A 21920-nucleotide genomic window follows, 5' to 3' on the forward strand; every position below is an offset into this window, starting at 1 on the left:
CCGCATCTAGAACAGGTTCGGGAGCGTTTGGGTGTGGCTCCCAAGGCTGTCATTGCAGACGCAGGATACGGGAGTGAAGAGAACTATACATACCTTGAGCAACAGCAAATCACTGCGTACGTGAAATACAACACCTATCACAAGGAGCGGACGAAGCGGTGGAAAGCAGACATCAGTCGGTATGAGAACTGGGAATACGACGAAGAACGAGATGAGTACATCTGTGCAGCGGACCAACGATTGACCTTTCGATACGAAGGATACGAGAAGACTGAGACTGGATACCGAGTGAAGAAAAGATATTACAGATGTGACACCTGTGGAACATGCCCGATACGAGCTCGGTGCACAAAAGGGTTGGGTAATCGACAAATTGGCGTAAGTCGCGAGCTCCAAAGATACAAACAAATGACAAGGGAACGTCTGTCAAGTGAGGAAGGCCGAGAACTCTCAGTCAGACGTATGGTGGAGGTTGAGAGCGTGTTTGGGCAACTAAAAGCCAATCGCGGGTTCCGCAGATTTCACCTGCGGGGCTTATTTAAGACGCACATTGAAGTGGGGCTCGTAAGTTTAGCCCACAATCTGATGAAGAAGGCGGCTTTATCCGCGTAGGAGGAGCTACCTTGCAAGCACAGAACGCAAAAAAAAAAGACAATTAAACAAAAAAGGGGCTGTCCCCTTCCCCCATCTTACAATGGGTTTTGGGACAGCCCCCTCCTCATCAAACCGGACAGGCGGTTTTCCCGCATCCGGCTTTCCGATGCTCTTCATCTTGTGCTTATACTACATGCCATATCCGCTGACCGTTTTCAGCCCAAGGTTTTGGAAAACCCGTAGAATCTGGGTATAGCTCAGTCGGCTTCGTTTATGCTTCTTACGCCAATACAGTGTGTGCGTAAAATAGCGCACACCTCGCTTGCAACATAGATTTCTGAGATGATTCCCCCATGATCAACCAAGGAGGGAATCATCGTGTCAAGCGCAGAACGGGCCAGTTTGAGAGAATCATGGCAGGCACGGGTGGCAGCATTTCTTGCCAGTGGGCTCAGCGCCGCGAAATGGTGCGCCGAGAATCAGGTCACCGAAAGTCGGCTTTGGTACTGGGTTGGCAAGTTTCGAGCCGAACAACAAGAGAAATCGTCATCCAGCACCGATTGGGTGGCTGTGCAGATGGACACTTCCACGGATACAGGTCCCCTGCACGTTCGCATCGGCCAAGTGGAGATTGAAGTCAAACCCGGTTACAACCCGGAGTTATTGCGTGGTGTGGTGCGCACGCTGATGACATTGTGCTAAATGAAATCATTTCGGAACAGCGTATCTATCTGGCGTGTGGCAGTACGGACCTGCGCAAATCGATTGACGGGTTGGCGACATTGGTGCAGGAATCGTTTCAACTGGACCCGTTCTCCCCTTGTGCATTTGCGTTTTGCAACCGCCAGCGGGACAAGCTGAAGATCCTGTATTGGCAGCATAACGGCTTCTGGCTGTTTTACCGCCGCCTGGAGCGGGGACGGTTTGAATGGCCGGATACAGGGACAGAGAAAACCATGGTGGTTAGCCGGCGGGAGTTCAATTGGCTGCTGGATGGACTGCCACTCAACCAACCAAAGGCGCACCGCAAGGTTACGGCGAAAAAAGTGGTGTGAGACCGATAAACACAGAAGGATCTGTCAAGGGATTTCGGCAAGCGTGTCGAAATCCTTTTGCATGATGAACACGACGACGGAGACCACAAATCAACTGGAAGCCTTTCAACAGCGTTACGAGGCGCTGAAGCGTGAGAATGCGGGGCTGACAAAGCAGGTCAAACTGCTGCTGGAGCAGCTTCGCCTGGCCCGTCATCGGCAATTTGGGAAGTCCAGCGAACGCGTCGCGAATGACCAGATGCGCTTAGATCTGGTATTCAACGAGGCCGAGGTTGAGGCGGAGCCGGAGGCAACGGAACCCACCCTCGAGACGGTGACCTACCAGCGACGCAAGAAGCAGCCTGGCCAGCGGGATGCCATGCTGGCAGATCTTCCGGTCGAACGGGTGGAGTACCGTCTGTCGTAGGAAGAACGTCAGTGCCCGTGTTGTGGCGAGGTGATGGACGAGGCGGATGTGGCAATCCGTCGCGAGCTCGTCCACATTCCGGCACAGACAAAGGTACGTGAACACGTGCAACAACAGTACGCATGCCGGACGTGCGACAAGCATGGGACCGAAACGCCCATGGTCAAGGCACAGATGCCGAGGCCCACGATACCGGGCAGTCTGGCATCCGCGTCGATGTTGGCATATGTGATGGACAAGAAATACGTGGACGGCTTACCGCTGTACCGGCTGGAGGAGCAGTTTGCCAGGCAGGGTCTGCAGTTGACCCGGCAGACGCTGGCGAATTGGGTGGTGTTGGGAGCGACGCGGTGGCTTGATCTCATATACCACCTGTTGCATGAGGAATTGCGCAAACGCCGGTATCTTCACGCGGACGAGACGACGCTGCAGGTGCTGCATGAGCCAGGGCGACCGGCCGAGACGACATCGTACATGTGGTTGTACCGCAGTGGTGCAGATGGACCACCGATTGTCCTGTTCGATGATCAGGAGACCCGCTCGAAAGAGCACCCGAAACGATTTCTCGAAGGATTCGAGGGGTACCTGCACGTGGACGGGTACAGCGGGTACAACGACCTTCCAGGGGTGAACTGGTCGGGTGCTGGGCACACGCCAGGCGCAAGTTTCATGAGGCACACACTGCGCTTCCGGCGGAGGAGCGAAAGAAACCGACAGCGGCCAAGACCGGTCTGATACTGCAACCGCTTGTTCAAAATTGAACGCGCCCTGAAGGACGCAAACCCAGAAGAACGTCACACAGAGCGGCAGAGGCTAAGCCGGCCGGTGCTGGACGAGTTTTTGGCATGGCTTCAGGAGCAGAGCGAACAGCTGTTGCCCAAGAGCGCCTTGGGACAGGCGGTTTCGTATTGCCTGAACCAGTGGTCTAAACTCACCACGTTCCTGGAAGACGGGAATCTGGAGCTGGACAACAATCGAAGCGAGCGATCCATCAAGCGGTTTGTGATTGGCCGGAAGAATTTCTTGTTCGCGAACACGCCACGGGGCGCGCGGGCGAGCGCCATCGCATACAGCATAGTGGAGACGGCCAAGGAGAACGGCCTGAACCCGTACCTGTACCTGGAGTACCTGTTCGAACGACTGCCCAACATCCAGACTGACGACCAGACGGCGACGAACGATTTGCTGCCATGGTCCGACCGTCTGCCGGACGGAATCCGCCACCGTCGCAAAAAAGCATAACCATGCGAACCATCCCCGCCGGCTCCCCGGCGGGGTTGTTCGTCATGCATGAGTTTGGTGCAGCCGTAGGCGGGAATGCAAGGTGGGCGCGATTTGACGCTTACATTTCTAGCACCGCCTGAGTACGAAGGAAGATAGTTCCTGAGGCCGAGGGTCAAAGCAAGCTAAGTGAGGTAAAAAGCAATCGTGTCAGAATGATATACTTAAGATTTCTCTGTTTTGAGGTGCTGAATATCACAACCGGCGCTCCATCCCGGCCGCTGCGGTATAACCATATGTACGAATCCTTCTCGGACGCTCGCTTCTGTTTGTGCAACACCCGCAGTGTTGTCTCTGCCACATGCAGATACTGGCGCGAGCACAGTTCCTCATGCAGCCCGGCCACACCTGCTGAGCCACTGTGTCGCCCCGGCCACCACCCAGTTGGCCAGCGTCTGTCTGCGATGCCAATCCTAGTCGGGCAAGATGCTGTTCCTGTCGATGCAATGGCATCCCGTTGACATACTTGTTGCCTCATCACGTACGTCACCATTGACGGAGACGCAAACACTCTTCGGAAATGCCGACTTGGGCATCGGTAATCTCATAACAGGTGATTGCGTGAAAATCCGCGTCGCGTGCTCGCCAAAGATTTCTCGCAATGGCTCCGGTACGGTCATCACTCCCATTGGAGTATCATCTGACAAGATTCAGTTCACCGTCAAGTGTCGATAGTTTGACGCTCACGAAGAACGAGATGAGTACATCTGTGCAGCGGACCAACGATTGACCTTTCGATACGAAGGATACGAGAAGACTGAGACTGGATACCGAGTGAAGAAAAGATATTACAGATGTGACACCTGTAGAACATGCCCGATACGAGCCCAGTGCACAAAAGGGTTGGGTAACCGACAAATTGGCGTAAGTCGCGAGCTCCAAAGATACAAACAAATGACAAGGGAACGTCTGTCAAGTGAGGAAGGCCGAGAACTCTCAGTCAGACGTATGGTGGAGGTTAAGAGCGTGTTTGGGCAACTAAAAGCCATCGCGGGTTCCGCAGATTTCACCTGCGGGGCTTATTTAAGACGCACATCGAAGTGGGGCTCGTAAGTTTAGCCCACAATCTGATGAAGAAGGCGGCCTTATCCGCGTAGGAGGAGCTACCTTGCAAGCACAGAAGGCAAAAAAAAAAGACAACTAAACACAAAAGGGGCTGTTCCCTTCCCTCATCTTACAATGGGTTTTGGGACAGCCCCAAAATAAAATTTCAACTACCGGATAGTGCGGTCAACATACCTAACTTCTTCAGACCCGCAAGTCTATAAACTCTTTATGCCATAAAACCGTCTGGCATTTTCCCCCCACAGCCCATCTTGCAAGAAGTCGTTTGGTATATTACTATTGATGATATCAATCACCTGTTCATAGGATGCAGCCGTAAGGCATACAGGCCAGTCACTACCAAACATAACACGCTCTGTACCGAAATATTCCAAAGCATAGTGAATATATGGTGTAAAGTCAGTGTACAACCATTTGTCCCCCGCCTCCGTCACTAAACCCGATAGCTTTACAAATACATTTGGATTGTTAGATAAGTTACGTACATAAGTCAACCACGGATCTAATTCAGCTTGTCTAACGTCAGGCTTTGCTAAGTGATCTAATACCACCCGCAGGTCTGGTACACGCTCAAGCAATTTAATAAGTGCAGGAAGTTGGTGAACACGCGCAAGCACGTCTACGGAAATATTATTACGAGCACAGAAATTCAACATACTAATACAAGGTTCACTAAGCAATACCAGCAAATCTTCCATATATTCGATCATCAGACGAAACCCAACCCATTTACAGTGATTCATATAATCTCGAATTCTTCGTTCCCACTCATAGTCCTGCGGGTTCATCCACCCAACAACCCCTAGGATGCTTTGATTACGCGTCGCCAACGACAACAAAAAATCAGTTTCTTCATACGTTGGCGCCGCCTGAACCAAAATACTCCCATGAATATTGTGTTTCTTCAATTCGGGCTCCAAGTCAATCGGCAAGTAGTCTTTATATAGTACGCCCATATCACCATTCATCCAACTATAATCCCCACGGCGTATTAACCAATAATGCTGATGAGCATCTATTCTAGGTAGGTAGTTTATCACATTTCTCAACTCCCGTTCATTAAACTGTCAAACCAATAGTATACCCTTTACAATGCCACTCGCTTCCTGAAACCACGCTTTCCATACGAGATTAATATCCGCAAGAGAGGCTTGATGTGTAATATATCCTTCCACCCCCAGTTCCTGACCACCTAAGACCTCCATAACATGCACAAAATCGCTCCGTAATGCATTACGACTTGTTAATAAGCTAATTTCCCGCTTATGCATCTCAGAGTCTTTATACGTAAGCGAGTCACTTACAACGCCGACTAGAACGAGTCTTCCACCATGAGCAACGTAATCAATGGCACGTTCCATTGACGCTGTATTTCCTGTTGCATCAAAGACCACATCTGGCATATCCCCGTTAGTTATCTGTTCTACACGCCGAATTGCTTCGATCCCTGCAGGGATAAAATTAGACGAGTCTATCATCGCCCATTCCCCACAAATGGACATCCTGGTCCATATTGAATCCATAAGCAGAACGCGTGCTCCAGCCAAGCGGGAAAATGCGGCAACTGCCATCCCAATTGGTCCCGTACCAATAACAAGTACAGTATCATGTCTAGAAACAGCGGCTCTTTGAACCGCGTGTGCACCAATGCTGAGGGGCTCCATAATTACAGCTTGCTCCAATGTTAAATTGTCGCATTTAATGAGCTGTCTTCCTTTCACAGTGATCCACTCTTGCATTCCCCCATCAGCATGAACACCAAGGACAACCATATTTTTACAACAATTTTCTTTTCCGCGACGACACGCATTGCAATGTCCGCAAGACACGTAGGGAATCAGAGCGACAGTATCCCCTGGTATTAGATGAGACTGGGGATCCCTCACCTCTTCCACAACCCCTGCAATCTCATGTCCAAAAATACGTGGATACTGAAAGAATGGCTGCTCGCCCCGGTAGGCATGAACATCCGTACCACAAATACCAACGCGCCGAACCCGTACAAGGATCTCCCCATCCCGACATATCGGCTTCTCTTTGTTTAATATTTTTAAGTTACCAGGCTTCTCACAGCTTACCGCTAACATCAAACTCAATCCTCCCAGACTTTTTCTTGACCGCTCGGCCATGTTTTATTTCGAACTAACTCGAACATGCTCGATACCTCGGAAATTAATTCCTCATCAACCGGCTCTTCTATCCATTCAATATTTCTCTTCATGACATTCGGATCCGCTGTACTGACCAAGGTTGTAGGAATATCTTTATTTGTTACAGAATACTGCAACGCTAATTTTGCTAGGTCAACACCTCGGGCCTTGCAATACTTAACCACTTGACGGCAAACTTCACGTATCTCAATACCTGCTGGATGCCAATCCGGTGGGCCTTGCATCGTAAGAAGCCCCATAGCAAGTGGAGATGCGTTTACAATCGATACTCCATGGACACGAAGCAAGGACAGAAATTCCAGTAAACTTTTATCTAAAAGCGTATAGTGACAATAAGACAAGACCACATCAACATTAGCTTCTTTCACAACGCGCTTAAGCACATTTAGTGGATAACCTGATACACCGAGATAACGAACAAGTCCTTGATTTTGTAACTCTCTCACTGTTGGAATAGCTTCATTCAGTATTTGAAATGGATGGCCAAACTCAATATCATGTAGGAAAAGGATATCCACATAATCCAAGTTCAATCGTTTTAAGCTTTGTTCTAAGCTTTTACGTATATTTCCAGGCGAAAAATCAAACCTATCTACACTATTCCTGCCAGCCTTGGTGGAAAGAATGTACTCGTCTCGAGGAACATCACGTAGCGCTTTTCCAAGTATACTTTCCGCTCTAGAATTGCCATAATATGGTGATACATCAATATAGTTGATTCCACCAGTAAGCGCAACATGTACGGAGCGTATGCAGTCCCGCTCGTTCACACGGTGAAAAACACCTCCCAAAGACGACGCACCAAAACTTAGTGCGGATACTCTATAACCGTGGATTAACTCCCTATATTCCAATAAAAACACCCCCCACTTGTATCACATCGTTTGATTCCCGACTGAAATCTACCAGTCACAAGTGCCTCAACTCTTTCTGCCATCTCTCGCTGTTTACTTAGAATACGTTGGATCAGATCAGAAGCGAAATTTCCGTACCGCAGTCCGCGACTTGTGCATGGGTTATCCTCAGCAGCGAAGCTGCGATGTTCTGCATCTGCTCTCGCAACTTCCCCATGGGCATTCATAGGGATAATAACCTTATAAAGTATAGAGACCACCATTAGCCGTGATATCATGACAAACCGCACGGTAGTATAATTTGTGGCAGTCATTAGGATTTATATCTCAAAAACACCCATGTGTTGTCCCAGAGACCTGATAGCTCTTTCCACTTCCGCGGACCTACGGGCATAGTGGCCATGGACTCCATTTTTTCTGCGTGTCCGAACCTACAGCGCAGCCGCCATCTGTCCGCATCCCGGTTAACGCAACAATAAATCCACCGAAGGCAAACGACAGCACCGACTCGCTCACTGGACATCACCCTGGAAGTTTTGCAGCACACTACTTGCACTCAAACGGGTTAGTACGAGCAATTCAGAATCTAGATTCGCCACATATCCGACATAGCTATGTTACAAAGCCCCTACAACGAATGAAAATCATACTTGACACCGCTATTGATCAACTCTGTACCCCGACCACCTAGTCCTGCCCCAAGCCTTGTAGACTCTACCCACTAGGTTATGCCTCGTAGGTTGCCGATGATCAGAAAGTCGCTGCCTATACTCCCAGTGTATCTCCGAGCGCCGGGTATGAACCTCGGTAACCCGGCCGAAATAGCTGCTAGGCCGTTAGTTCCGGGCAATCTCCGAACCGCTCGCAGATACTGTGCCAGCAAAAGGTTCTTAACCTCTTACGTAAAAGTTTCGCGGTGAGCCGTTCATCGATCAGCCCTCATCCTATACTTATAATTTCAGATATTAGTGTTCACCTCCATATTCAACATGACAGTTCTTTTACAACTCCCTTGGTCAAGATGACATTTGCATACAGCGATAACTCCCCCGATGCAACTACCGCATATGCTTTTCTTGCTCTATCATAAAAGGAATATCGATCCATCCAGTCAATTGCAGATTGAGTAAGAGAGCTTCGATTGTTTATTACCTGAGCGATTTCACCCCAGATCGGCGTATCTATGTTATCACCTGGAACCTTTTCCATTAATGTTACAGGTTTTGACACATACGTATCTAGGGGCATTAATGTCAAAATGGCGTCAAGCAAGGCGATGACACCGTGACCGTCAGCGCGTATCACCCTTTGACATATGGACGAGCTTGGAAAATTCGCGTCAGCTAACACGATTTCGTCTCCGTGTCCCATCTCCATCAAAAGCTTCAGTAAGTCAGGTGAAACAATTTTAGGTATCCCTATTAACACAGAAGTCGCCTCCAAAATTCAATGACTCTGTACTCTCTGCGACCAAGGCGTCTGTCGCTAGACTAAAAGTCTGTCAGTTGTCACCAAGCAGCTGGACTCGATAAGTTTCAGCCTCCAACAACTGTATTTCCTTGACCTGCTCTTCGGTTAGAATTCGTGGTGTGGTAATCGCTGAAGCTGTAAGGTAAATTTTTGAACTCTCCTCCACAATTTGGGTTCGATAATAAGCCTCACGTAGAGTACGTCCAACAGTCACCAGTCCGTGGTTCACTAATATAATGGCGTTAAAAGATTGAATCATATCCTTGACCATTTGGGCTAACCCTTGAGTGGTTGGCAACATGTATGGGAGGAACCCAACTTTCCCCACTAACGCGGCTTGGTCAGGGAATAGTGTGGGTAATTCATTAGTAATGCATGAGAGTGCAATACAAAAGGTCGGATGTGTGTGTATAACTGCGTTAATATTAGGATTGGCGAGGTAGCATTCCAGATGCATCAAGATTTCGGATGAAGGTCTAGCTCCATATGAAATTACTTTCCCAGAAGGAAGCTCCACTTGAACCCACTCTTCTGGCCTGATGCCCCCAATATCGACACCACTTGGCGATATATACATTACATCACCGTCACGAGCACTAATATTCCCCCCCGGACCGACCACAAGGCCCTTTCGTACAATTTCTTGCGCATACGATGTCAGTTGATCACAAATACCAATTCCCATGGTCCAGTTCCACTCCTTCAGGGTTTTACATTAGTTACAGTCCTTGGTCCACAACTGATACACCTATAACTTCCAAAAATTTACTGTATGCTAGTGACCATCGTTCTGTGTCGGATGGTGTATATTCTACAGTTCGCTGAGAATGTGTAGCGACCTCAACCAGTTCATTGCGACTGGATATATACCCCATAGAGAAGAGCTGTACAAGGGCATTCCCCACCGCGCTTGCTTCAGTAGAGCCCGCTATAACAGTCCGACCCGTTGCATTGGCGACGAATTGATTCAATAAAGTGTTACGTGCCCCCCCCCCAACAATGTAGATTGAATCATACTGTCTACTTGTCAAGGATTCTAGTTGCTCTAGGGCAAGACGATAATTCAAAGCGAGCGACTCCAGCACTCCCCTCACCATTGCCCCAATTGTTACAGGCATTCTTTGTTTAGTCTCGATGCATATATTCCGGATGGTCAAAATCACGTTTGATACTCCCATTAGCCGTGGATCGTCTGGATTGAAGAGGAATAGAAATTCTTCCTCCTGTTCTGCTAACGCAACTAACGTATTTATATCAAGTCGTTGTCCATGTAGCCTCAGATATTCTTGAATTTGCTGCAAAATCCACAAACCCGCCATATTCTTCATAAATTGAATGCCATATACACCAATCTCATTCGTCCAACCGAGTTGCGCAACGGACGCATTGATTAGCGGATTATCCAGTGTAACTCCAATTAACGACCACGTTCCAGAACAAACATACACACGTTTCGAATCACTAGGAATAGCCACAATTGCAGCCTCCGTGTCGTGCGAAACCGTACTAATTACCTTAACTCGCTCAAGATGCGGAGCACCACATAAATTGGCTCTCAATTTGCCTAGCACAGTACCTGTAGTGGCAATGCGAGGCATTATGCGGTTCGGAAGCCCCAAGTCATCAAGCAGTTGAACGTTCCATGAACCTTTTGACATGTCAACCAGCTGTGTTGTGCTAGCAATGCTTCTTTCTGACATGCGTTCGCCGGTGAGAAAGTAGTTAAGTAAATCTGGTATCATAAGTAAAGACACTGACTCGGACAGTACCCAAGGGCTCTCTTGACCTATTCTGTATAGCTGAAATAAGGTATTTATAGGCAGTATTTGAGTCCCTGTTATTGTGAACAACGTATCCCTACCTAATTTATCCACAACTTCGTACATGTATGCCTCATTACGCGAGTCACGATAGTGATTTGGCAACCTGATTAAGTGTCCATCCCTATCTAATAATCCAAAATCGCACCCCCATGTATCTATTCCAATAGATACAACATCGCCGCCAAGCTCTCCAGCTTCGACAAGCCCATCAATCACATTATCCAGCAATGCGTATATATCCCAATACAGTCCATCAGCAAGCTTGGTAGGACCATTCTTGAACCGCCTTACTTCCCTTAAACTTAACGACTTACCATCAAAACAACACAACATTACTCTACCGTTTGATGCACCTAAGTCTACCGAGGCAACATGAAGCATTGTTACACCCCCTCTTTCCGCCACTGAAATCATTTGTATAATGGTCCGAAATGCGCACATGCTCTAAAGTCCGCACCAGTTAAATCGTCATGCCCGAAAGCAGACCATACCCGAGGCCTAAAGATTCGCTCAGCAGAAACATTATGCATACCTACAGGAATTCTAAGCATGGAAGCTAGAGTAATAAATTTATCTCCAACGTGGCCATAACTAATTGCACAATGATTTGAACCCCAATTATCCATTACAGAGTACACATCCCGAAACGCCCCGTTACCCGTAAGGATCGGTACAAACCAAGTTGTTGGCCAAGTTGGATTGGTACGTTGGTTTAAAGTATCGTGCACAGACTGGGGTAGATCAACGGTATACCCTTCGGCCAATTGTAAAACTGGGCCGACTCCTTTTAGTACATTTAAACGCGCTATCGTTACTGGCATGCCCCCCCTTGTCACGAAGTGGCTCGAGAATCCACCGTTGCGGAAGTAATCATAAGCAGGGCACCATGAAGTTGCGTCAAGGCAGTTAAGGACATCTTGCTCAGTTATTTCCCAGAACGGTTTCATAGTTGGTTGACCATCCTTCGACTGCTGCCCCGTTCCGTCAAGACTAGCCGGGCCCGAGTTCGTTAAGTGAATTAAACCATTTTCAGCAATGCCAGTTAAGCGATGACCTGTTACTCTGTACACTGAATCTGGACTCCAGTACGTACGCACGTCGGCAAAAATTTGCGCACGATCTGTCAATAAATGCCCTATTAGCATGGTAATTGCATTCATTGAGTCATTCTCAGTAGCGACAATCATCGGTTCACGTATCCCATTCCAATCAAAGGAACTACATAGAATAGCCTCCATAAAATCACTAATTGGATAATGATCGCTCCATGCACGCTGACCCTGAAAGCCAGCGGCAATTGCGTTGTGACCCATACTCTCTTCTTTAAATCCCATTTTTGATAATACGGGATTACCAACCATTAAATCCCTTGCTATTATGGACATTTTAACTACAGCAGCCCAGTCATTTTTCTTTTGCTCTCGCGTGCGAACTGCCGACAACGGATTCATGTCTACTCCTTCCTTACAATGTTTCTCAACCCAAGCCATTGCACGTTGGAATTCATCATGGTCATAGATACCGCGCTCAATGCGCCTAACAAATTCGGTCATGTCGACATACTCATTTCTCATTCCGAAGTAATCTTGAAATATGTCCTCTTCAACCACGCATCCGGCGATGCCCATGGATACATAACCCATTGACAGGTATGATTTCCCCTTCATGGTCGAGATAGCCAAACCAGCTTTCGCAAACGAAAGTATCTTTTCACGCACATCTAGAGGAACACGATGATCTCCGACATCTTGTACATCCCGACCGTAAATCCCAAATGCCGGTATCCCTTTTTGATTCATCGCTGCTAGCGCGGCAGCGAGGTAGACCGCACCAGGACGCTCTGTTCCGTTAAATCCCCATATTGCTTGTGGAATTCGCGAATCAAGATGTAGTGTTTCCAAGGGATAGCACCAAGATGGAGTAACGGTAATACAAAGCCCGACTCCTTCCCTCGAAAATTGCTCTGCCACGCTTGCGGCTTCAGCGACGCCTCCAATACTAGTTTCAGCAACAATGCATTCTACCTGCGTACCGTCAGCATGTCGCAGATTCGACTGAATTAATTCCGATACAGCTTCCGCCATACCACGGGTTACAGGTTCTAAAGATTCCCGAATTCCTCCGGCACGACCATCAAGCAGCGGACGAATACCAATTTTTGGATTCTTCGAATAAGACATTGTTCTTATCCTCCTAGTATATTGATGTCACGTACTCCAAAGAGTTTTGAGATAAAATTCTCGTAGTGGTCGGGGTACTACGATGTACTCCTTGGGACCATAGGTTCTCGACTCAAAGAGTGTAGTCCCCGCCTTGCGAGTGTTTACGAATGAGCTGGATGTTGGAGGGTTTGACCCTGTCTCCGAATCTCAAACTAGGTTGTAGATCGCAAGGTTGTGCGGATCCGACCCATTTGGAGGTACGTGCAGTGTATTTTGTTGGTAATGATATCGGCAAACGCAATCATGAAGCCTGTATCATCGACTCAGCAGGTCAAATACAAGGCAAGACATTACGCTTTCCGAACACTCAGGCCGGTGGCCAGAAGCTCATTCAGTGGATGAAGAGTGTCAATTCCGACTTATCCTCCACAGAAGTGGCCCTAGAGGCCACAGGTCACTACTGGCTGGCACTACACTCGTTTCTCCGTAAACACGGAATTCGAGTACGTGTCATCAATCCCATTCAGTCGGATGCGTTTCGCAACCTGTACATTCGACAGACCAAGAATGACGCGAAAGACGCATTCATTATCGCCGAGGTATTGCGCTTTGGACGGTACACCACGACAGAACTCGGCAGCGACGAAATGGTTGCCCCGCGACAATTGAGCCGATTCCGATTCAGCCTGGTTGACGTCATTTCCGACCTGAAGAGACAGGTTATCAGCGTCCTGGACATGTTATTCCCAGAGTATGAGCAACTCTTCTCCGACCTGTTTAGCAAGACATCCTCCGAGCTCTTGATGGAATACACCACACCAGAGGAAATCCTTGCAGTCGATACCGAAGAACTGGCGGCCTTCATCGCCAAACACAGCCGGAATCGCCTGGGTCCGGACAAAGCCGAAGAACTCAAATCTGTCGCCGCCTCGTCATTCGGCATTGACACGGCACTGGATGCGTACCGACTACAATTACGCCTGCTTCTCCAGCAGATTCGTTTCACGGAGGAGCAATTGGAATTCCTCAATGCCGAGATCGAAAAGCGCCTCAAAGCTTTGGATACGAATCTTGATACGATTCCAGGTATCGATCCCATCTTGGCTGCTGCCATCCTTGGCGAAATCAGAGACATCTCCCGATTCCCAAGCGGTGTGAAACTCGTTGCTTTCGCCAGGATCGATCCGTCGGTTCGTCAATCCGGTGAATTTACCGGAATCCACAATCGAATGTCCAAACGGGTTTGCCTTACTTACGACGGGCGATTTGGCTTGCCGCAAATTTCGCCAAAATACACAACCCAATCCTTAAGAACTTTTACGAACAAAAACGGGCTAAAGGTAAACATCATCTCGCAGCAACGGGCGCTGTAGCGCGAAAACTGACATACATCATTCATGCCGTGTTGCGTGACGAGAAGCCATACGAGCCAATCGCGTAGAATAATGGACTGTACTGAGTATTCAAACCCAATCTGTCTCTGACAGGCTTATATAGATGCGCCCAAAAATCACTTCCCTTCATGGGTCTTAGAACTCAAAAGAGTGCTTGACATTAGATAGCTGGTCTTAATTATGCGTGTTATCGGTTAAAGCTTTCGCTGGAGAATCAGTCCAGCTCATTACGTTTGAGGGAATGTAATGTACCGCTGTGTTGAATGCCCAACACATCATGTAACGTGGAATAGATGTCATAGAGTTTGTAATATAAACTGCTCAATCTTGGATTGGGTACATAAATTTTGTACCCCTCCGGCTTCAGTCTTTCAGCTAAAAGCTCCACGCTGGATCCGTATCCTGCGGCAATCGCTCCGAGGAGCGCAGCCCCACGAGCTGATACTTCTTCAACGTTGGGCACATAAATTGGAACTTGACAAACATCAGCATATATTTGCATTAGTAAACTATTCTTGCGTGCGATGCCCCCACTTGCAACCAATTTAGTAACAGTTATTCCGTTAACAATGAAATTATCTAAAATTCTCTTTGCACCAAAGGCTGTTGCTTCTAAGAGTGAGCGGTAAATTTGCTCAAGTTTAGTGTCTAATCTCAAGCCAAAAATGGCACCGGATAAATCAAGGTCACCAAGTATGCTACGGTTACCATTCCACCAATCTAGTGCTATGAGACCGTTGCCTCCCGGAGTAATATCTTTCGCCAAATTATTTAAATATTCAAATTTATACGCTCTGTCACTTGTCCCCTCATCCTTTGCATCCAGAAATTCATTAATAAACCAAGAGAACATATCGCCAACTGCGGACTGACCAGCTTCATACGCATAATACCCTGGTACTATACCATCCCGAAGGACGCCAGATATGCCTGGAACGGTGATGTCGCGCTCAGAAAGCGTTAAATGGCATGTAGAAGTACCGATCACCATCATCATCGTTCCTGGCTTGGTAATGCCGGAGCCAAGGAATGCCGCGTGGGCATCAATCGTTCCCACTGATACCACAGTATTCGGGCTCAGACCTAATTGAGAAGCCAGCGAAGACCTCACACGTCCCACACACGTACCAGGAGGGTAAAACTGCTTCCCTATTTTCTCAAACGGCATTAAAAACTTAGGGCTCACTCTTCGGAATACGTCCTTGTCTGGAAACCCTGTATCCGGAGACCAAAACGCTTTATACCCAGCCGCACAGCTGCTTCGCTTTAGGCTTCCAGTTAGAATCCAAACAATCCAATCTGTTGCTTCGACTAAAAAATCGCATGCATCGTAAACATCCCGATCCTCTTCAAAAATTTCAATAAGCTTAGGAAAGTACCATTCAGCAGAAATATTGTCACCATATCTAGATAGGGTACGTGTATCTAAATCTCTTAGAATCACATTAAAGCGATTGGCAATATCTTGCGCTGCATGATGTTTCCAAAGTTTCGGCCACGCATGTGGACGCCTATCCCATGGTTCAACCTTACATAACGGGGTCCCATCCGCAAGAGTAGGTATAACAGTAGACGAGGTAAAGTCTACACCTATTGACATAACGTGTTCTGGATTCACTTGTGATGCGGTTAATAGTTTCGGTATCCCCTTCATCAATACGTGCACATAGTCATCCGGATGTTGCAGAGCCCAGAGAGATGGTAGAGGGATTTCTCCTTCGCAAAGATACTCACCTATGACGCCGTGTGGGTACTTCTCCTCAATGCAAGAAACCTCAAGACCTGTTTTCATATCCAAGCACACAAGGCGAGCTGCCTCCGTGCCGAAGTCCAATCCAATTGAATACCGCATGTGTCCACCCTACTTCCATCAAAAAATCCATGGGCAAGAAGTCTGGGCATTAAGAAACAATTCCTAATGCCCACAAACACTAATTAGCCTCTATAGCCAGGAACATATTGGGCAATAGCTTTGACGGCGGCAGGGGACTTCACGTTTTGTGTTGTAACCATCATATACGGGGTGTTAACTTGTTTAGCAACGTGTTTCCCTTCCTTAATCAAAACAAGATTTTCTACCGCCTGATAACCCATCTGATACGGGTACTGTAGAATGGCAGCGTTGATCAGCCCGTTTTTAATAGCCCCAACTTCACCCATGTCCGCATCAAAGCCCGCAACGTAAACCTTGCCCTTTAGTCCCATCGCTTTAATTGCATTAGCAATACCAAGCGCACAGCGGTCATTCGCACCGAAAATCAAGTTAATCTTTGGATGGGCATGTATAAAAGTTTCTGTTTCGGCCTCGGCTGTTGCTATACTGTTATTGTTCAGCTGCATACCTACGTACTTCAGATTCGGAAATTCCTTCATACCATCCTGCCAACCCTGAGGTCTTTGGATCCCAGTACTTGACTCCTGGTTAAAATCGATAATGGCATACTGCCCTTTACCATGGACCTGTTTGGCTGCGTACTCTGCTAGAGCCTTGGCAGCAGCAATGTTATTGGTGGCAAGAAAGCTATCGGACACGTTAGGGCTGACACCAGAATCGACTGTAACTACGGGTATACCGTCTTTTTCAGCTGTTTGAACAGGAGCAACGAGAGCTGTTGGATTCTGCGCCGCCAGAATTATACCATCGACATGTGCAGTCACTGCGTTGTTGAACATGGACAGTTGAGTAGTAAGATCCGTTTCAGTAGCCGGAGCCTCGAACGTCACGGTCACGCCCAACTTCTTTGCAGCATCATCAGCACCATCCTTTACAGCGAGCCAGTAAGGTGAATCATTAGATTTGGTAATGAGCTCAAATTTGTAATGTTTTCTAGGTTCGATCGCTGCTGACCCAGTCGACTGCCTCGCACTTACCATGTACCCCGCAGATGCCAGTGCACCGGCGACGGCTGCACCTACACAGAAAACCGACAGAAGCTTCTTTGAGATCATTTGTACATGTCCCCCTGTGCATCGCGATTTATTTAGTTCTCCGGGCTCAACTATTAGAACGCCGGCGGAACCCATCAATAAATACAGCCAAAATCACCACGAGACCAAGTAGCACGCTCTGCCAGTATGATGAAATCCCAACCAACTGGGATCCATTTGATAATACAGACATTAGTAGAGCTCCAATCATACTTCCCCAGACCGTTCCTTCGCCTCCAAATAAACTTCCGCCACCAATCACTACTGCAGCTATAGAGTTCAATTGATAATTAGTACCCATATCAGGCATAGCCGAATTAACCCAGGATACCATAACGATACCGCCTATCGCGGCCAACGCACCACTCAGTACATAGACCCATACAAGATGTCGTTTAACTTTCAGCCCGGAAAGACGAGCAGCCAAAGGATTACTTCCGACAGCATACGTGTAACGCCCAAATCTAGTGCGACTCAGCACAATGTGAAAGACCACTGCCAGGATAATCATAACCAATGCAATATTCGGTATAATCTTCCCTAGGCCACCATTGCCAAACCCGTAGAAACCCGAGGGAATGCCAAATACAGGCTGACCATTCGGTATGATGAGAGCCATTCCTGAGGCAATACTCATGGTTCCTAATGTTGCTATAAACGGCGGAATATTTATGCGTGCAATAAGCAAACCGTTGACTAACCCAACTAACATACCTATTACGATACCGATTACAATTGCCATCCATAGAGGATGATGTGTTGCCATGATCATTGCCGCCACGATGCCGACCAGATCAATGACCGCCCCCTGAGACATGTCGATACCTGCAGTAATTATTACAAAAGCCTGCCCAACAGCAAGAATACCAACAACCGAAACTTGTTGAAGTATTTGAAATATGTTTGATGTCGTAAGAAAAGCCGGTGAGGAAATTGCAAATACCACTATCAAAATGATTAACCCTGCACCAACAAGCGAAGCATTTAACAACTCCCTGATAGCGCTTCCACGCCTATGATTAACTGTTCTTACAGCCTTATCTGCACTCGAAGCCTTAGTTAGGACCGAATTATCCATAACATTCACTCCCTTATCACAACGACTCAGCAAATAGGATATCGCTTTCAGTGGCCTGATTATCTAATTCCTTGACAATCCTACCTCTTGACATAACAAGTATTCTGTTACAAATACCTATTAACTCTGGGTTGTAGGACGATATCACAATTACGGCAGCCCCCTCATCGGCCAATTGGTTTATCAATTTATAAATCTCAGCCTTCGAGGCAACATCAATTCCCTTAGTTGGCTCATCAAAGATATATATTTTAGAGTTCGTCGCAACCCACTTGCCAATGGACACCTTTTGCTGGTTCCCTCCACTTAAGGTACTGACAGGTTGCTCAATAGACCAACATTTCACTCTTACCATCTCTGAAATCCGCGTGGCAAGCTCCGTTTCATGCCGTTTGCGAATAAATTCCAATTTCGAAAGAGAACGTTTTCTCGAGATTACGCTAGGTAGAGTAATGTTAAATCGAATCGGCATACCCAAATTTAATCCATCAATCCGGCGATCTTCAGTCACAAGAGAAACTCCAAAACGAATCGCGTCTTCTGGAGCATTTATCTTGACATGTTCGCCAGCAATTTTGATAGTTCCAAATTGGTACCTATCGGCACCGAATATCATTCTGGCAAGTTCAGTCCTACCTGACCCCACCAAACCCGCAATACCTAGTATCTCCCCGTATCTAACCTCCATATCGATTGGGCCAATACCATCTCTGCCAAACCCCTCTAACTTCAACGCTACCACATCACTACACTCACCACCTCTCTTAGGGTAAAATTCACCAATATTGTGTCCCACCATAAGACCTACAATTCCGCGTTCGTCAATGCCCGACACCGCTCCCGTATAGACAACACGTCCATCGCGCAACACTGTGCAACGATCCGCAATCTCAAATATTTCCTCCATATGATGACTTATGAAGATTAACGTCAGCCCCTCATGCTTCATGGCTTTCATCACATCAAATAAAGCCCTCGTTTCTGCCTTCGTAAGCGAGGCAGTTGGTTCATCCAGAATGACTATCTTTGGTTGCCGAGATATTACCTTAGCAATTTCACATATTTGTTGCTCACTCGCATTCAGGGTGCCTATCCTTCTCTTCGGATCAATATTCACTTTCAGCCGAGCTAAAGCATTCTCTGCAATTGTAAGTGCCCTTCTCTCATCAAGGAGATGCAAACGCCCCTCCGGCTCCCGCCCGAATACTATATTGTCCGCAACTGTAAGATGCGGGAATAAACTCAAATCCTGATATACGATTGAGATCCCATTGACCTCCGCATCGCGCGGGGATTCTATATGGATTTTATCCCCATCGACCAAAATTTCACCCTGATCGGCAGTATATGCCCCAGCCAAAATTTTCATTAAAGTACTTTTCCCAGCTCCATTTTGCCCAACTAGGGCATGCACCTCGCCTGGATAAGCTGTAAAACTAACATCATCGAGCACCCTATTCCCCGAGAAGGTTTTCGTTACATGCTGCAACTCAAGCAACGTATTACCCCCCTTTGATTAAGTAAACGCTTACTTGCCATTAACTTTATCACGTCATTCTGAAATGTCAATATCACTCTGAAATTAAAATTCCCTTTCCGGAAAAGGGGTCGTAGTACTAATCAGGCAATCCTGATCAGGCATTCCTAAGAGTACGTTTGCGGGAGTTTTGAGCACTGTTAGCTGAAGCCTCATCTTTAAACCATTGCTTTTTTTCTTTTTACGTTTAAGATAACGATTACATAAGAATTGAGTCCAGTACGCTGTGTAAATTGGAATGACGCATGTGATGTACAAAAGATGAGCCATCTCTACCCTCTATGGTACAATGTGGGATTGAGAGAAACCACTAACCATGAGGGAACGAATATGGCTCAATGATGAATTTTTGAAAGGTCTGTTTTTACAGGATAGTGGTGTGGCGAAGCTTGTCGAGCGGGTGCTCAATCAAGTCTTGCAGGCTCAGATGGCCGAGCAGTTGAAAGCGGAGCCGTATGAGCGTTCAGCTGAACGCAGGGGCCATCGCAACGGTACGAATCCCTCATACCTTGACAACCAGAATCGGTCGACTTGTTCTACGCGTGCCCCGGATTCGCAACGGTGAATTCTCGACAGAAATGTTTGCCCGGTATCAACACAGCGAGTAAGCTCTTGTGTTGGCCCTGATTGAACTGGTGATAAACGGCGTCTCCACGCGAAAAATCACTCAGGTCACGGAGGAGTTGTGCTGGACGGGTTCTCCAGGTCGACGGTATCCGAGCTTTGCAAGCGACTAGACCCAATCGTCGAAGGATGGAACCACCGCAACCTTCGTGAAAATCGGTATTCATTTGTGCTCGCCGATGCGTTAGTCCTCAGTATTCGAGAGGATCATCGTATACTCCATCATACTGCGATGGTGGCAAAGGGCATCAATGAAGAGGGGGATCGTGAGATTCTTGGCTTGATGCTGTGTGACAGTGAATCGGAGGCCAGTTGGAGAGAGTTCTTCTCCCGGCTAAAGTCTCGGGATCTGCGGGCGTGGATGTGGTTGTCTCGGACAGCCACAGCGGCTGTACGAGCACTGCAGACGGAATCTCAGGGGTGCACCGGGTGCTGGAAGAAGGGTTCGATGATGTGACAACTGTACTGGGACTCCAGGGAAAAACTCGTCGACGTTTACGGACAACCAATGGCGTGGAACGGCTAAACGAAGAGATTCGCAGACGTGAACGCGTAATCGACATCTTCGCGAACCGCGAATCAGCCATTCGCCTGATCGGTGTTTTACTCATGGAGATAGACGAAGCATGGACAACAGGGCGCAGATGTCTCGATATGGAGGCATATTGGGCATGGAAAGAACAGCAAGCATCATCCGCGCAAACCGCAAAGGTGCATACGCTACAGGGACAACCGGGGGAGCTGTGGTGCGGTGAACACCGCAGGTGAAGGCTTTGTCCCTTCGCTCCTTATCATCAACCGGCGACGACGGGGCATATTTGATTTGCCGCCGAGGCAAAGCCGTTAAAGGAGACACGTCGAAACTCAGCACATTCTACATGTAGGGGCAATTCATACACAAATTCGGACTGGACGTACATAAGACCAGCCTATCTGATGTCAAGCACTCAATTTAGTTCTAGGAACCATGAAGGGAAGTGATTTTTGGGCGCACCTATATAAGCATGTCAGGGACATATACGATTTGCATTTTCAGTTTAATACACTATCCTATGCGATTGGTTCGTATGGCTTCTTGTCCCGCAAAACGGCATGAATGATGTATGTCAATTCGGCTACAACGCCCGTTGCAGCTAGAGGATGTTTATCTAGCCCGCTTCTGTTCGCAAAAGTCCTTGAGGATTGGGTTGAGTATTCTGGCAACATTTGCGGCAAGCCAAATTGCCCGTCGTAAATAGGGTGAGCCTCGTTTGGACATTCGATTGCGTGCTTCGGTAAATTCGCCTGAACTTTGCACCGTAGGGTCAATCCCAGCGAATGCCGAGTTTTGCGCCAGTCGGAAATCCGGAGATATCACCAATTTCCCCCAAGGGGCGCAGTAGCCAGAACCGGACCGAGGGGGGATTCGTAATACCCCGACCACTACGAGAAAGAATCTTATCTCAAAGCTCTTTGGGAGCACGTGACATTAATATACT

17 protein-coding genes and 4 pseudogenes are annotated in these 21920 nt (G+C 47.6%); 8 read left to right on the top strand and 13 right to left on the bottom strand.

The window, feature by feature from the left end; all coding sequences use genetic code 11:
- The 4 genes and pseudogenes from QMF38_RS14600 to tnpC form a co-directional block, all read left to right on the top strand.
- A partial coding sequence (locus tag QMF38_RS14600) for a transposase (protein ID WP_281759875.1) occupies positions 1-612 on the top strand: 612 nt, incomplete at its 5' end.
- A 360-nt stretch (positions 613-972) separates the two neighbouring features.
- On the top strand, positions 973-1296 hold the full coding sequence (gene tnpA, locus QMF38_RS14605; protein ID WP_281759876.1) for an IS66 family insertion sequence element accessory protein TnpA: 324 nt from the start codon (positions 973-975) through the stop codon (positions 1294-1296).
- The gene (tnpB, locus tag QMF38_RS14610; protein ID WP_281759877.1) at positions 1290-1649 is read left to right on the top strand and encodes an IS66 family insertion sequence element accessory protein TnpB; all 360 of its coding nucleotides are present in this window, start codon (positions 1290-1292) and stop codon (positions 1647-1649) included. Before tnpA ends, tnpB begins: the two co-directional genes overlap by 7 nt.
- Before the next feature lie 64 nt (positions 1650-1713).
- A pseudogene (gene tnpC, locus QMF38_RS14615) lies at positions 1714-3297 on the top strand (IS66 family transposase).
- Between the two features lie 154 nt (positions 3298-3451).
- On the opposite strand, the gene QMF38_RS14915 reads toward tnpC, so the two are convergent.
- Positions 3452-3829, bottom strand: coding sequence for an IS66 family transposase (locus QMF38_RS14915; protein WP_390854773.1), 378 nt, complete (start codon positions 3827-3829; stop codon positions 3452-3454).
- A gap of 212 nt (positions 3830-4041) precedes the next feature.
- Here QMF38_RS14915 and QMF38_RS14620 point away from each other — a divergent pair.
- A pseudogene (locus tag QMF38_RS14620) lies at positions 4042-4433 on the top strand (transposase).
- A gap of 165 nt (positions 4434-4598) precedes the next feature.
- On the opposite strand, the gene QMF38_RS14625 reads toward QMF38_RS14620, so the two are convergent.
- The 7 genes from QMF38_RS14625 to QMF38_RS14655 all read right to left on the bottom strand — a co-directional run bounded on the left by QMF38_RS14625 (position 4599) and on the right by QMF38_RS14655 (position 12899).
- Positions 4599-5441, bottom strand: a complete 843-nt coding sequence (locus tag QMF38_RS14625; RefSeq protein ID WP_281759878.1) for an amidohydrolase family protein — start codon at positions 5439-5441, stop codon at positions 4599-4601.
- A gap of 27 nt (positions 5442-5468) precedes the next feature.
- Positions 5469-6488 carry a zinc-binding alcohol dehydrogenase family protein gene (locus tag QMF38_RS14630; RefSeq protein ID WP_281759894.1) on the bottom strand — a complete coding sequence of 340 codons (1020 nt, stop codon included), beginning with the start codon at positions 6486-6488 and terminating at the stop codon, positions 5469-5471.
- A gap of 5 nt (positions 6489-6493) precedes the next feature.
- Positions 6494-7435, bottom strand: a complete 942-nt coding sequence (locus QMF38_RS14635; protein ID WP_309298708.1) for an aldo/keto reductase — start codon at positions 7433-7435, stop codon at positions 6494-6496.
- A 975-nt stretch (positions 7436-8410) separates the two neighbouring features.
- Positions 8411-8854, bottom strand: coding sequence for an RbsD/FucU family protein (locus QMF38_RS14640; RefSeq protein WP_281759880.1), 444 nt, complete (start codon positions 8852-8854; stop codon positions 8411-8413).
- A 73-nt stretch (positions 8855-8927) separates the two neighbouring features.
- The gene (locus QMF38_RS14645) at positions 8928-9581 is read right to left on the bottom strand and encodes a class II aldolase/adducin family protein (protein WP_281759881.1); all 654 of its coding nucleotides are present in this window, start codon (positions 9579-9581) and stop codon (positions 8928-8930) included.
- A 34-nt stretch (positions 9582-9615) separates the two neighbouring features.
- Positions 9616-11100 (bottom strand): rhamnulokinase, encoded by a 1485-nt coding sequence (locus QMF38_RS14650; RefSeq protein ID WP_281759882.1) that lies wholly within the window; start codon positions 11098-11100, stop codon positions 9616-9618.
- 29 nt (positions 11101-11129) lie between these two features.
- Complete coding sequence (locus QMF38_RS14655; protein WP_281759883.1) at positions 11130-12899, bottom strand: L-fucose isomerase; 1770 nt, start codon at positions 12897-12899, stop codon at positions 11130-11132.
- 248 nt (positions 12900-13147) lie between these two features.
- On the opposite strand from QMF38_RS14655, the gene QMF38_RS14660 reads away from it, so the two are divergent.
- Positions 13148-14254: an IS110 family RNA-guided transposase gene (locus QMF38_RS14660; protein ID WP_281759884.1), complete on the top strand. Its 1107-nt coding sequence runs from the start codon at positions 13148-13150 to the stop codon at positions 14252-14254.
- 235 nt (positions 14255-14489) lie between these two features.
- On the opposite strand, the gene QMF38_RS14665 is transcribed toward QMF38_RS14660, so the two are convergent.
- From QMF38_RS14665 to QMF38_RS14680, 4 genes are all read right to left on the bottom strand, one after another.
- A complete protein-coding gene (locus QMF38_RS14665; RefSeq protein ID WP_281759885.1) occupies positions 14490-16127 on the bottom strand; it encodes a ribulokinase in 1638 nt (545 codons plus the stop codon).
- Between the two features lie 83 nt (positions 16128-16210).
- Positions 16211-17224, bottom strand: a complete 1014-nt coding sequence (locus tag QMF38_RS14670) for a substrate-binding domain-containing protein (RefSeq protein WP_281759886.1) — start codon at positions 17222-17224, stop codon at positions 16211-16213.
- A gap of 46 nt (positions 17225-17270) precedes the next feature.
- Complete coding sequence (locus QMF38_RS14675; RefSeq protein ID WP_281759887.1) at positions 17271-18281, bottom strand: ABC transporter permease; 1011 nt, start codon at positions 18279-18281, stop codon at positions 17271-17273.
- Between the two features lie 16 nt (positions 18282-18297).
- Complete coding sequence (locus QMF38_RS14680; RefSeq protein WP_281759888.1) at positions 18298-19779, bottom strand: sugar ABC transporter ATP-binding protein; 1482 nt, start codon at positions 19777-19779, stop codon at positions 18298-18300.
- A 355-nt stretch (positions 19780-20134) separates the two neighbouring features.
- Between QMF38_RS14680 and QMF38_RS14685 the strand changes: the two are divergent.
- Together QMF38_RS14685 and QMF38_RS14950 are read left to right on the top strand one after the other, a co-directional pair.
- Positions 20135-20884, top strand: a pseudogene (locus QMF38_RS14685) (IS256 family transposase); the annotation flags it as partial.
- A pseudogene (locus tag QMF38_RS14950) lies at positions 20872-21210 on the top strand (transposase); the annotation flags it as partial. The pseudogenes QMF38_RS14685 and QMF38_RS14950, both read left to right, overlap by 13 nt.
- 376 nt (positions 21211-21586) lie before the next feature.
- Here QMF38_RS14950 and QMF38_RS14920 read toward each other — a convergent pair.
- The gene (locus QMF38_RS14920) at positions 21587-21904 is read right to left on the bottom strand and encodes a transposase (RefSeq protein ID WP_390854779.1); all 318 of its coding nucleotides are present in this window, start codon (positions 21902-21904) and stop codon (positions 21587-21589) included.
- Positions 21905-21920 lie beyond the last annotated feature (16 nt).

The organism is Alicyclobacillus hesperidum subsp. aegles, from assembly GCF_027923525.1.
Taxonomy (GTDB): Bacteria; Bacillota; Bacilli; order Alicyclobacillales; family Alicyclobacillaceae; genus Alicyclobacillus; species Alicyclobacillus aegles.

What these genes read in the sequence shown, in the direction of transcription:
- QMF38_RS14915 (WP_390854773.1), bottom strand. Translation starts at nt 3,829, where the DNA reads ATGGTGACGTACGTGATGAGGCAACAAGTATGTCAACGGGATGCCATT.
- QMF38_RS14630 (WP_281759894.1), bottom strand. Translation starts at nt 6,488, where the DNA reads ATGTTAGCGGTAAGCTGTGAGAAGCCTGGTAACTTAAAAATATTAAAC.
- QMF38_RS14645 (WP_281759881.1), bottom strand. Translation starts at nt 9,581, where the DNA reads ATGGGAATTGGTATTTGTGATCAACTGACATCGTATGCGCAAGAAATT.
- QMF38_RS14650 (WP_281759882.1), bottom strand. Translation starts at nt 11,100, where the DNA reads ATGCTTCATGTTGCCTCGGTAGACTTAGGTGCATCAAACGGTAGAGTA.
- QMF38_RS14655 (WP_281759883.1), bottom strand. Translation starts at nt 12,899, where the DNA reads ATGTCTTATTCGAAGAATCCAAAAATTGGTATTCGTCCGCTGCTTGAT.
- QMF38_RS14665 (WP_281759885.1), bottom strand. Translation starts at nt 16,127, where the DNA reads ATGCGGTATTCAATTGGATTGGACTTCGGCACGGAGGCAGCTCGCCTT.
- QMF38_RS14670 (WP_281759886.1), bottom strand. Translation starts at nt 17,224, where the DNA reads ATGATCTCAAAGAAGCTTCTGTCGGTTTTCTGTGTAGGTGCAGCCGTC.
- QMF38_RS14675 (WP_281759887.1), bottom strand. Translation starts at nt 18,281, where the DNA reads ATGGATAATTCGGTCCTAACTAAGGCTTCGAGTGCAGATAAGGCTGTA.